Raw genomic sequence first — 12,763 nt, forward strand, 5'->3', positions numbered from 1 at the left:
CTTGAATTATGCTCAAAGCCGGAGTACTCGGTGCGGGACACCTTGGAAAAATCCATTTACGTCTTCTAGAACAATCAGAAAACTATGACCTAGTTGGTTTTTATGATGCTAGTGAAACACAAGCGAAGTCTATATCTGAAGAATTTGGTTACCAACTATTCAGCTCTGTAGAAGAATTAATCGATGCCGTGGATGTAGTGGATATTGTAACCCCAACTTTCGCTCATTTTGAAGTTGCTAAACAAGCAATATCTGCAGGGAAACACGTTTTTATCGAAAAACCGATTACAAATACTGTAGCAGAAGCCGAACAACTGATTGATTTAGCAAACACCTATAATGTAAAAGGACAGGTAGGTCATGTAGAACGATTTAATCCCGCCTATACTGCCGTTGCTGACAAAATAGACGATCCAATGTTTATTGAAGCGCATAGACTTGCAGAGTTTAATCCAAGGGGAACCGACGTTCCTGTTGTTCTTGACCTTATGATTCATGATATTGATGCGATACTAAGTGTTGTGCACTCAGAGGTTAAACACATCAGTGCCAGTGGTGTTTCTGTAATTAGTGAAACTCCCGATATTGCAAATGCACGTATCGAATTTGAAAACGGCTGTGTAGCCAATCTTACTGCTAGTAGAATTTCGCTTAAGAACATGAGAAAATCGAGATTCTTTCAACGAGACGCTTATATCTCTGTAGATTTCTTTGAGAAGAAATGTGAGGTTGTAAAAATGAAAGATGCTCCAGAGAAACCAGATGATTTTGCGATGATTCTTCAAAATGCAGAAGGGGTTAAAAAGCAAATTTATTTTGACAATCCAAATGTTCCATCTAACAATGCCATATTAGATGAATTAGACACATTTGCTGAGGCTATAAAAAATGACACTATACCTATCGTATCCTTAAAACAAGGAAAAAAAGCACTGGAGGTAGCGTTAAAAATTATTGATTGCTTTGCCCATTAAAAACTAAATTCATTCATACAAACACATCCAAATAAACAATACACATATGAAAAATATAGCAGTAATCGGCGCAGGAACGATGGGAAATGGAATTGCTCATACTTTTGCTCAAAAAGGCTTTAAGGTTCAACTTATAGATATATCTCAACAGTCTTTGGATAAGGGCTTAGCAACAATCACCAAAAACTTGGATCGAATGATTGCTAAGGAAAAAATATCAGAAGCTGATAAAGAAGCAACACTGTCTAATATTTCTACTTTTACTAATATTAAAGATGGTGTAGAGTATGCTGAACTTGTAGTAGAAGCAGCTACCGAAAACATAGATTTAAAATTAAAAATTTTCAAAGAACTTAGTGATGCATGTCCAGAAGATACTATTTTAGCCTCTAACACCTCATCTATATCAATTACTCAAATTGCTGCAGTTACAGATCGTCCTGAAATGGTAATCGGAATGCACTTTATGAATCCTGTACCTATTATGAAGTTGGTAGAAATTATTAGAGGATACAATACTTCTGATAAAGTAACCAATACCATTATGGAAATGTCTAAGACTTTAGGAAAAGTTCCAGTTGAAGTAAATGATTATCCAGGTTTTGTAGCTAATCGTATCCTTATGCCAATGATTAATGAATCTATAGAGACATTATATAATGGCGTTGCAGGAGTTAATGAAATAGACACGGTAATGAAATTAGGCATGGCTCACCCAATGGGACCATTACAATTAGCTGATTTTATTGGTCTTGATGTTTGTCTTTCTATTCTTAAGGTAATGTATGACGGTTTCAAAAATCCTAAATATGCTCCTTGCCCACTACTTGTCAATATGGTTATGGCTGGTAAGCTTGGTGTAAAAAGTGGTGAAGGATTTTATGATTATTCTGAAAGCAGAAAAGCAGAAAAGGTATCTCAACAGTTTTTATAGAATGTAATTTTTTGAAAATTGTATTTTAGATGAGTAGATTTCTGGTATTGGTCGCTTTTTTGACTCTATTGTCTTGTCAAAATAGAGGTAAGACACCTGGCTTAATAGATAACACTATAAAATCTAGCGTAAATAGTAACGAAACCCAAAATCGATATCAGAAATATGACTCTCTTTTTGAGAAAAATTCACAATTCATTTCAACCAGTTTTGATTATCCAGTAGGGAAACCAAATGCCAAAGGTTACTATAATGCCCAAGAATTTAGAGAGAATGATCATTTGGGCGATGATTGGAATGGGCTCAATGGCGGTAATACAGACCTAGGAGACCCTATTTATGCGATATCTAATGGTTATATTTCCTCTGCCAAAGATATTAAAGGAGGCTGGGGCAAAGTGGTTAGAATTATACATCAATACAAGGGCAACTATTATGAATCCTTATACGCTCATTGTCAATCAATTCTAATAAAAGAAGGCGAGTTTGTAAAAAAAGGAGCTTTAATTGCTACTATTGGTAATGCTGACGGGATCTATTTAGCTCACCTACATCTCGAAATTAGAGATAATATCTTTATGGATATTGGCGCTGGCTATTCCAAAAATACTAATGGGTATCTAGATCCTACTAAATTTATAAACAAAAATTAATGGCAAAAATTAATCCATTCAAGGCTATTCGCCCCACAAGAGATAAAGTAAATCTGGTTGCATCCAGATCATACCAGAGCTACACTCCTTTTGAGCGAGACTCAAGAATGGATTATAATCCCTATTCTTTCTTACATATTGTAAATCCAGGATATAAATACCAAAAACAAATAGCAGGAGAAGAACGATATAAACTAGTTCGCAATAGGTATCTGGAGTTTAAAGAAGATCATATTTTTATGCAAGATGATAGACCATCATATTATGTATACAAGATTGTAAATAGAGAACAGGAAACATTTTGTGGAATTATAGCAGCTGCCAGTACTGAAGATTATGAAAATGATGTTATAAAAAAGCATGAAGATACTATTGAATATCGCGAAAATACTTTTAAAGAATATTTAAAGACTGTAGGATTTAATGCAGAACCTGTATTACTTACCTATCCCGACAATGAAGAGATTGCAGCAATTATATCAAAAACTGTCCAGGCTAGAGCAGAATATGAGTTCACTACCACCAATCGGGACACACACTATCTTTGGAAAATAGATGATGAAAAATCTATTCTTAGTATACAAAATGCCTTTTCTGCCATAGAAACGATATATATTGCAGATGGTCATCATCGCTCTGCTTCATCATATTTATTATCTCAAGATCTAAAAGAAAATAACAACAATCATCAAGGAGATGAAGCTTACAACTTCTTTATGAGCTATTTAATACCGGAATCTGATCTAAAAATTTATGAATTTAACAGACTAGTAAAAGATCTTAATGGACTAACTAAAGAAGAGTTTCTTATACAATTGGATGAATGGTTCCGAATCGAAAACAGAGGGATCGAGGCGTACAAACCTTCAAAATCACATCATTTTAGTATGTATCTAGATGGCGAATTCTATTCTTTATACCTAAGAAAAACGTCTTATGAATTTACAAATGCCTTAGAAGAGCTCGATGCACAGATCTTATATAAAACTGTATTAAAACCTATTCTAAGTATCCAAGACCTTCGTACTGATACTCGTATAGAATATTCTCACGGCAAGAATGATATTATATCTATAAAGAGCAGAGTAGATAATAAAGAGTTTAAAGTAGGCTTTGGTCTTTTTCCTGCTTCTGTCGAAGAAATAAAAAAAATAGCAGATGAAGGATTAACCATGCCTCCCAAAAGCACGTATATTGAACCTAAATTAAGAAGTGGAATTACTATTTATGAATTTTAAAATCCTTGTTACTTTTTAGACACCTATTTAACAGATAGTTGAAATTAATTCCTTTCTATGATTAAGTGTTCTGTTAGATAAACTAAATATACATTATCAATAACAATAAAAAATGATTTTAGATATCTTTGCAAACTATGAATGATATCGAGAGAAACCTTCACAGTATAAAATCTTCTATTCCCAAAGAAGTAACACTTGTAGCTGTATCCAAAACCAAACCTGTTTCTGATTTGATGCTAGCATACAAATCTGGTCAACGTATTTTTGGTGAAAATAAAATTCAGGAGCTGACAGAAAAATGGGACATCATGCCAAAAGATATTAGCTGGCATATGATCGGACATGTGCAAACCAATAAAGTTAAATACATGGCCGAATTTGTAGATCTCATTCATGCAGTAGACAGTTACAAACTACTGAAAGAGATCAACAAGCAAGCTAAAAAGCACAACAGAATTATTAACTGTCTTTTACAAATCAAAATTGCAAAAGAAGAAAGTAAATTTGGTTTATCCGAACAAGACGCAATAACTCTATTGGATAATGAAGAAGTTAAAACCTTGACAAATATTAGCATTCAAGGTCTTATGGGGATGGCTACTTTTACTAATGATAAGGAGCAGATACAAGCAGAATTTAACAAAATATCAACTTTTTTTAATAAGTTGCAACCAAAATACCCTCAACTCAAAACCCTATCGATAGGTATGAGTGGAGATTATAAAACAGCTATTGAATGTGGAAGTACAATGGTTAGAATAGGAAGTTCTATATTTGGAGCTAGAAATTATAGTTAGTTAATAACCTAAAGCCCTTAAAACCCCAAAAAAACAACAATAGAGATACAGACATTATATATGTACGCAATTTTAGATATCGAAACTACCGGAGGAAAATACAATGAAGAAGGGATTACCGAGATTGCTATATATAAGTTTGATGGTCACAATGTTATTGATCAATTTATAAGCCTTATCAATCCCGAAAGACCAATACAACCTTTTGTAGCTAATCTTACTGGGATAAACAATCAAATGCTTCGCAATGCACCCAAATTTTATGAAGTAGCCAAAAGAATTGTTGAGATTACAACAGACTGTGTAGTTGTAGCTCATAACTCTAGTTTTGATTATCGAATTTTAAGAACCGAATTCTCTAGATTAGGATTTGAGTTCGAACGGCAATCTTTGTGTACTGTTGAGCTCTCCAAAAAATTAATCCCAGACCAACAATCTTATAGTTTGGGCAAACTGGTTAGAGGACTTGGCATTCCTCTTTCTGATAGGCACAGAGCCAATGGTGACGCTCTGGCTACAGTAAAGTTATTTAAATTATTACTTACAAAAGACGTAGAAAAAACGATAATTACTGAAACCGTTCGTACAGAAACCAAAAGGCAGGTAGACGATAAACTTCTTAAACTCATTGAAGAAGCTCCAATAGCTACAGGAGTATATTATATGCATCGCGAAGATGGAAAAATCATATATATTGGTAAAAGCAAAAACATAAAAAAACGCCTCAACCAACATTTTACAAACGACAATAGAAAGTCTAAGAGAATACAGGAAGAAGTTGTAAGTGTAACCTATGAAATTACTGGAAGCGAGCTTTTAGCCTTACTCAAAGAGAGTGAAGAAATAAAACGAAATAAACCTAGGTACAACAGAGCATTGCGTAAAACCAAATTTGACCATGCATTATATCAGTTTATTGACCAAAATGGCTATATAAACTTTAAAGTAGAAAAAGCTGATAATCGCAAAGTAAGTATTACCACTTTTTCTAATAGACAACAAGCTAAATCTTGTATGCATGGATGGGCAGAACAATACAATCTATGTCAAAAATTAATGGGTCTAGATAGTAGTAAAAGTCATTGTTTTAATTATACCATAAAACAATGCTTAGGCGCTTGTATTTATAACGAACCTGTAGAAGAATATAACTTTAGGGCACAAGATTTTATTTCTAATAATTCTTTTCAAAGCCAAAATATGATTATTACAGATCAAGGAAGAGATATTGATGAACAAAGCTTTATCTTGATTGAAGAAGGAAGGTTTAAAGGTATTGGGTATTTTAATCTCAATCACCAAATCAATAATATTGATATTTTGCGCTCTATCATTACCCCCATGAACCATAATAGGGACGCTCAGCATATTATTCAAAGTTATGTACGCACACACAAAAGACTAAAGGTTATCAAACTACCAAAAAATGATTAAATCCATTACTTTTTTAATCTTAATCTCTTTTTCTTTAATTACCTCTGCCCAAAAGATTAATCCTGACATGAAAGTCAGTCTTTTGGACTTAAAAAATAACACATATCAGAAAGACAGTACTGCTAACGCTTTCTTTATCTACGAAAAAGGATATAGCAGAGTTGAAAACGGAGGAAACTATAACCTACTTACCGATTATGAAGCCAAAGTAAAAATCATTAACGAACAAGGGTTTGACAATGCTACCATAAATGTATTTCTGTATCAAAACAAAAATGACAAAGAATTATTTAGGAAATTAATTGCGTATACCTATAACCTAGAAAACGGTAAGATCACCAAAACAAAAATTGAAAATAAAAATATTTATACCGAAAAATACAATGAGAATTATACTTTAGTAAAATTCACTTTCCCTAATCTAAAACCAGGGTCTGTTCTTACTTACCAATATCAAATAGAATCTCCTTTTATGTTCAAGTTTAATGGATGGGATTTTCAAGACGATATTCCAAAATTATATAGTGAATATATTGCTGACCTACCAGGAAATTATTTATATAACATAAAATTAATAGGAGTTCTAAAACTAGAATATCAAGAAAACAATATTATTAAAAAATGCCTGGAAGTATCTAGAGGAGGTTATGCTGACTGCTCACATAGTAAATATATTATGAAAAACATCCCTGCTTTTAAAGAGGAAAAATACATGACGGCAAAAAAGAATTATTTCTCTAGAATAGATTATGAATTGAAGGAATTTAAAGGTTTTGATGGGATTAACAAAAAATTCACTGAGACCTGGAAAAACGTCGATGCTAAATTCAAAAAGGAAGCTACAATTGGTATACAACTAAAAAAAGTAAGCGCTGCTAAAGACATTCTCCCTGATACCATACAAAGTATGCCAAACGACATCTCTAAAGCAAAATTAATATATAGATATATTACAAATAACTATAAATGGAATAAGAAAAATAGGATTTTTAAAAATGGTAATATCAGCAAGGTCATAAAAGAAAAAGTGGGTAATGTAAACGATATCAATATACTACTACACAACACTCTGAAACAACAAAAATTCAAAGTCCTTCCTGTTTTATTATCAACAAGAGAAAATGGTTATGCTACAAAAATTCATCCTGTAATTTCTGATTTCAATTATATTATAGTACAATTATCACTTGGTAAAAACTCTTATCTTCTGGATGCTACTGAGAACTGCTTAGCCTTTGGAGAAATCCCTTTTAGATGCCTGAATCAATATGGAAGGTTATTAGATTTTAAAAACGGGAGTTCTTGGATCGATATAACGCCTAGCAAGCGGTCTGTTCATTTTTTTAAAGAAGATCTCGTATTAAATGATAAATTAGAGTTAATAGGTAAATCAAAACAAGTTTATTCTGGATATCACGCTTACTCCAAAAGAAAAGAAATAGATCAATCTGGAAGTGGTGCTTTTTTAGACAAAATTAAAAATCAAAACCCTGAAATATCTATAAGTGATATCAACATTAATAATCAGACCAATTTTGAAAAACCTATTGAGATTAAGTTCAATTTTACTCGAAGTATTACCGAAATCGATAGTGTTTTTTACATTAAACCCTTTACAACTGCTTTTTTCAACAAAAACCCTTTTAAACTAAACCAAAGAACATACCCTGTGGATTTCGGCTATAAAGATTCGTACAACTACCTCGTTACTATAGAATTATCAGAAAAATTTGATTTTATTGATATCCCTCAAAAAAAAGCATATACGTTACCAAAAGATTCAGGACTAGCAGTGATTAGTTTTCAAAAAATTGGTAATAATAAATTAGTTATCAATCATAGAATAACATTTGATTCCTCTTATTACCCATCTGAATATTATGATGTTTTAAAAGAGTTTTTCAATCTTATAGTCACTTTAGGAAATGACTCATTAATCGCCGTAAAAAGGATTCATTAGTTTTTTTAGTACTTTTATTCAAAATCAATAAAATTGAGCAAAAATTTATCAAACAAAACCTGGAAAGATCAACTACACAGTATCATTTATGAAGCTGACACTCCTGTCGGAAAAATATTTGATATCGTTCTTCTAATATTAATTGTCTTAAGTATCATTTTTGTGATGACCGAAAGCGTAAAAGGCTTATCTGAAAACACATACAAGTTTCTAAATTATGCAGAATGGGTAATTACGATTTTTTTTACTTTTGAATATATTGCCAGAATTGTTTCTATTAAAAAACCTTCTTCTTATATTTTTAGTTTTTATGGCATCATAGATCTCTTGTCAACTTTACCATTATATCTCTCATTTTTTATTACAGGCACAAGTGCTCTTCTTGCTGTTAGAGCATTAAGATTACTTCGGGTTTTTAGAATTTTAAAAATCTCGCGTTATATTGGAGAATCCAACAAACTAGCTAAAGCAATAAAAGATAGTAGAGCAAAGATCTTGGTCTTTTTATTTGCTGTATTAGTTTTATGCATCATCTTAGGCACCGTTATGTATATTGTAGAAGGTGAAGAAAGCGGCTTCAAAAGTATTCCTATAAGTGTTTATTGGTGCATAGTAACCTTGACAACTGTTGGTTATGGTGATATTGCCCCAGTTACTCCGTTTGGACAGTTTCTTGCAGCAATTATTATGATTATGGGTTATGGGATTATAGCTGTTCCTACAGGCATAGTAAGTGCGGAATACTCTAATCATTTCGAAAACAACAAAATTCATCTAAATACCCAATCTTGTAGCCATTGTAACGAAAGTGAGCATGCTGATAATGCTAAATTCTGTCATAAGTGTGGAGAAGATTTACAGATCGACAATGAATAAAAATTTAATTGTAATCGTTGGACCAACCGCTATTGGAAAAACCAGTTTAAGCATTCTGCTTGCAAAACATTTTAATTGTGAAATTGTTTCTGCAGATAGTCGGCAATTTTATAAAGAAATGAGTATTGGCACTGCTGCTCCAACTCCAGAAGAGCTTGAACAAGCAACGCACCATTTTATTCAACATAGAAGTATCAAAGATGATTATAGTGTAGGTGATTTTGAGAAGGATGCTTTAAATAAACTCAATGATTTATTTAAAACTAATGATTATGCAATTCTTATAGGAGGATCTGGTTTATATATAAATGCAGTGACCAAAGGATTAGATTATTTCCCAGAAATTGCCCCTGCAATTAGAGAAAAAATCCTTGAGGAGTACCATAACAAAGGGCTTGAACATCTACAAGAACAATTAAAATCTTTAGATCCTACATATTACAATGAAGTAGATATTAAAAACACACATAGAGTAATGAGAGCCTTAGAAGTATGTATTGGCAGTGGGCAACCTTATTCTTCATTTCTTACTAAACCAAAAAAGAAACGCTCTTTTAATATTATTAAAATAGGAATTACAGCAGAAAGAGAGATCATTTATGACAGAATCAACCTGCGAGTAGAGCTAATGGCAAAAGAAGGTCTTATTGATGAAGTAAAAAGCCTTTATACATATAAATCTTTAAACGCCTTGAATACTGTTGGCTATAAAGAAATCTTTAAATATCTCGATAATGAATGGGATATAGATTTTGCTTATTCTGAAATAAAGAAAAACACCCGTCGTTTTGCCAAAAGACAGCTCACATGGTTTAAGAAAGACACAGAGATCAAATGGTTTGACTACAAAGAGGATTTTCAAACTATTGCAAAACATATAAAAAAAAGTTCACTACGAAAACAATCGTAGTGAACTTATAAGGTGTTTAGTTACCGTTATACTGTTTTAGGACTCTTCGTTCCTTACTACTAATCTAAATCCTTCTCCATGAATATTAAGGATTTCTACGTTTTCATCTTTCTTCAAGTACTTTCTAAGCTTTGCAATATATACATCCATACTACGAGAAGTAAAATAATTATCATCTCTCCATATTTTTGTTAAGGCTAGCTCCCTAGGCATCAAATCATTAAGATGCAATGCTAATAAACGTAAAAGTTCATTTTCTTTTGGCGAGAGTTTAATTGGATCTTCTTCTTTAAATGTTAAGAAGCGTAATTTTGAATTCAAATGAAAACCTCCAATTTTAAATTCGAATTGTTTGCTATCAGCTACAGACTCCGTGCTCTTACGTTGCATAATCGCCTGTATTTTCATCAATAAAACTTCGCTATCAAATGGTTTATTAAGATAATCATCAGCTCCAACTTTATAGCCTTTCAAAACATCTTCTTTCATTGCTTTTGCTGTTAAGAAAATGATTGGCACTTCTTCATTTTTTTCTCTTATCTCTTTTGCTAATGTAAATCCATCTTTATAAGGCATCATTACATCAAGGATACACATATCATAATCATCCTTTTTAAATTTTTCGAAGCCTTCCATACCATTTTTAGCATGCACAACATCATAATCATTCATTACTAGATAATCCTTCAAAACTGTTCCGAAGTTTGGATCATCCTCTACAAGCAAAATCTTTTTGTTTTCTGTTTCCATATTTTAAGATATTAACGGTAATTTAATAATAAATGTGGAACCTTTTCCCCTTTCGGTCTCCACCCATATTTGACCATGATGGTCATCAATAATTCTTTTTACATAAGTTAGTCCTAATCCGTGCCCCTTTACATTATGAAGATCTCCTGTATGTTCTCTAAAGAACTTTTCAAAAATCTTTTTTTGTGCTACTTTACTCATTCCAATTCCTTGATCACGAATTTTGAGGACTATACTATTTTTTACATTTTCTGTATATACATCAATTTTAGGTTCTCCTTCTGAGTATTTAATTGCATTATCCAGAATATTCACTACCACATTAGTCAAATGACTATCATTAGCTAATACAGATGTTTTAAGAGCTCCCAGATGCATTTTTATATATCCCTGCCTGTTTTCTACTAACAGAGACACATGTGTTACAGCATCTTCAATTATATCATGTAACTCTTGTCTATCCTTTTTAATATTAAGTTCATTCTTTTCTAATTGAGATATCCTTAATACATTTTCTACCTGAGCATGCATTCTCTTATTTTCTTCGCGGATCATAGACATATAACGTTGAACTTTTTCTGGATCGCTACTTATCTTAGGGTTTTTGATAGAATCTAACGCTAAGTTAATTGTAGCAATTGGAGTTTTTAGTTCATGTGTCATATTGTTAATAAAATCCGTTTTAATTTGGGATATCTGTCGTTGTTGCATTAACTGTGACAGAGCGCTAGAATAAGCTACAACGATAATCAATGTAAATATTATCGATAATATGGCCATTCCTTTGATGGTTGAAAGCACATATTGCTTTTTTCCAGTAAAATTAACATACAGTTGATACTCACTCACACCTTGTTCATTAACAAAAAGTGGTATCGCATATGTTGTTGGATAATCCAAACTAAAATCTTCAGAACGTACTTTGGTTGCTAAAGCATTACTATAAATAGCATATTCAAAGTCTACTTTTATATCTCTCTCTTCTAATTCTTTTCTTAATAAGAATTCTACCTCTCTCTCTTGCACTCTTCTATGGATAGGTATATAACTTGCAATATCTCCTATTAATATCTCATAATCTCTTCTTTGAAGATCGGTTAACCCTCTCAATCTTTCCAATTTGGATTTAGAATTCTTTTTAACAAAAGTACTTCTTCTATCCCCAGATGATGAATCGGTATTACGATTCAAAATATTTTTTAATCGTACCGTATCAATATTTAAGTTTATAAAAGATGAGGATAGTTTATAATCTTCATCTAATATACCATTTGCATAAGCAAATGATTTTGTCGTATTATCTATACTAATATTTAGGAGCTGACGTATTGTTTTATTATCAAGTTCATCAACACTATCCAAAACTTCTTGTAATGGATAAAACATTTCTTTAAATTCTCTGTATTGAATTCTATTGGATACAGAGATCAGTATCTGTTTAGCATTAAAAGAAAATTGTTCTTCATTATTCTCTACTGTGTTGTTAATCCAGTATCCCTGAACAAAAATAATCCCAATTAACGACAAACTCATCAGGATTATTAGCAACACGAATAACCTTTTATTCATAAATCAAAAATAAGACTTTAACATTTAGCTACTTTAGGGTTTAACCAAATGTTAACAAAATGAAAGACAAGGATTACAAAGGTATCAAGAGGATATTTCATTATGAATACTATACACTTGACTACTAGTATCTTTCAAATCTATATTATATATAACGAAATCGGCTAATAAAATTTTTTGAGCATCTTCCCATTGGTTGCTAATTCTTGAAAGAATATCTTCTCTGGTTGTATTATCTCGTTTTAAAACCCTTTGAATTCTTATTTCTAATGGTGCCGAAACAAGAATTGTATAATCACACTGTTTATAACCATCATTCTCAAAGAGTATTGCAGCTTCTTTCACCACATAATCTCCTTTTTGTTCTTTTTTCCATAAATTAAAATTGGTAGCTACGGCAGGGTGAACTATTGCATTTAACTGTTCTAGCTTTATCTTATCATTAAAAACAATACTCGCTATATGAGCTCTATTTAGTTTTCCTTCTTTATAAGCTTTGGGACCAAGCAATGTAATAATCTGTTTTCTTATTGATTCATCTTCGTTCATTAGACGTTTTGCCTCATCATCTGCAATATAAACAGCAACCCCTAATTGTTCAAAAATTTTGGCTACTGTAGATTTACCACTACCAATTCCTCCTGTTAGACCTACTACTTTCATAT

Annotated in this window: 12 protein-coding genes; 9 read left to right on the plus strand and 3 right to left on the minus strand. The window is 32.0% G+C overall.

Annotated elements, in window-relative coordinates; all coding sequences use genetic code 11:
* Window positions 1–8: 8 nt before the first annotated feature.
* The 9 genes from C1X07_RS18060 to miaA all read left to right on the plus strand — a co-directional run bounded on the left by C1X07_RS18060 (window position 9) and on the right by miaA (window position 9,779).
* The gene (locus tag C1X07_RS18060; RefSeq protein ID WP_103071441.1) at window positions 9–974 is read left to right on the plus strand and encodes a Gfo/Idh/MocA family protein; all 966 of its coding nucleotides are present in this window, start codon (window positions 9–11) and stop codon (window positions 972–974) included.
* 46 nt (window positions 975–1,020) lie between these two features.
* On the plus strand, window positions 1,021–1,908 hold the full coding sequence (locus C1X07_RS18065) for a 3-hydroxybutyryl-CoA dehydrogenase (RefSeq protein WP_103071442.1): 888 nt from the start codon (window positions 1,021–1,023) through the stop codon (window positions 1,906–1,908).
* Window positions 1,909–1,937: 29 nt separating this feature from the next.
* Window positions 1,938–2,561, plus strand: a complete 624-nt coding sequence (locus tag C1X07_RS18070; protein WP_103071443.1) for a M23 family metallopeptidase — start codon at window positions 1,938–1,940, stop codon at window positions 2,559–2,561.
* On the plus strand, window positions 2,561–3,799 hold the full coding sequence (locus tag C1X07_RS18075) for a DUF1015 domain-containing protein (RefSeq protein ID WP_103071444.1): 1,239 nt from the start codon (window positions 2,561–2,563) through the stop codon (window positions 3,797–3,799). The genes C1X07_RS18070 and C1X07_RS18075 overlap by 1 nt, the downstream gene beginning before the upstream one ends.
* Window positions 3,800–3,936: 137 nt before the next feature.
* Complete coding sequence (locus tag C1X07_RS18080) at window positions 3,937–4,599, plus strand: YggS family pyridoxal phosphate-dependent enzyme (protein WP_103071445.1); 663 nt, start codon at window positions 3,937–3,939, stop codon at window positions 4,597–4,599.
* Between the two features lie 60 nt (window positions 4,600–4,659).
* Window positions 4,660–6,033, plus strand: coding sequence for an exonuclease domain-containing protein (locus tag C1X07_RS18085; RefSeq protein ID WP_103071446.1), 1,374 nt, complete (start codon window positions 4,660–4,662; stop codon window positions 6,031–6,033).
* A complete protein-coding gene (locus C1X07_RS18090) occupies window positions 6,026–7,993 on the plus strand; it encodes a DUF3857 domain-containing protein (RefSeq protein ID WP_103071447.1) in 1,968 nt (655 codons plus the stop codon). Before C1X07_RS18085 ends, C1X07_RS18090 begins: the two co-directional genes overlap by 8 nt.
* Before the next feature lie 33 nt (window positions 7,994–8,026).
* Window positions 8,027–8,869 carry an ion transporter gene (locus C1X07_RS18095; protein WP_103071448.1) on the plus strand — a complete coding sequence of 281 codons (843 nt, stop codon included), beginning with the start codon at window positions 8,027–8,029 and terminating at the stop codon, window positions 8,867–8,869.
* Window positions 8,862–9,779: a tRNA (adenosine(37)-N6)-dimethylallyltransferase MiaA gene (gene miaA, locus C1X07_RS18100; protein WP_103071449.1), complete on the plus strand. Its 918-nt coding sequence runs from the start codon at window positions 8,862–8,864 to the stop codon at window positions 9,777–9,779. Before C1X07_RS18095 ends, miaA begins: the two co-directional genes overlap by 8 nt.
* Before the next feature lie 36 nt (window positions 9,780–9,815).
* On the opposite strand, the gene C1X07_RS18105 is transcribed toward miaA, so the two are convergent.
* The 3 genes from C1X07_RS18105 to coaE all read right to left on the minus strand — a co-directional run bounded on the left by C1X07_RS18105 (window position 9,816) and on the right by coaE (window position 12,761).
* A complete protein-coding gene (locus tag C1X07_RS18105; protein ID WP_103071450.1) occupies window positions 9,816–10,529 on the minus strand; it encodes a response regulator transcription factor in 714 nt (237 codons plus the stop codon).
* A 3-nt stretch (window positions 10,530–10,532) separates the two neighbouring features.
* Complete coding sequence (locus C1X07_RS18110) at window positions 10,533–12,098, minus strand: sensor histidine kinase (protein WP_103071451.1); 1,566 nt, start codon at window positions 12,096–12,098, stop codon at window positions 10,533–10,535.
* A gap of 84 nt (window positions 12,099–12,182) precedes the next feature.
* Entirely contained in the window at window positions 12,183–12,761 is a 579-nt protein-coding gene (gene coaE, locus C1X07_RS18115; RefSeq protein WP_103071452.1) for a dephospho-CoA kinase, read from the minus strand.
* Window positions 12,762–12,763: the final 2 nt, after the last annotated feature.

It is taken from the genome of Aquimarina sediminis, assembly GCF_002895435.1.
Classification (GTDB): Bacteria; Bacteroidota; Bacteroidia; order Flavobacteriales; family Flavobacteriaceae; genus Aquimarina; species Aquimarina sediminis.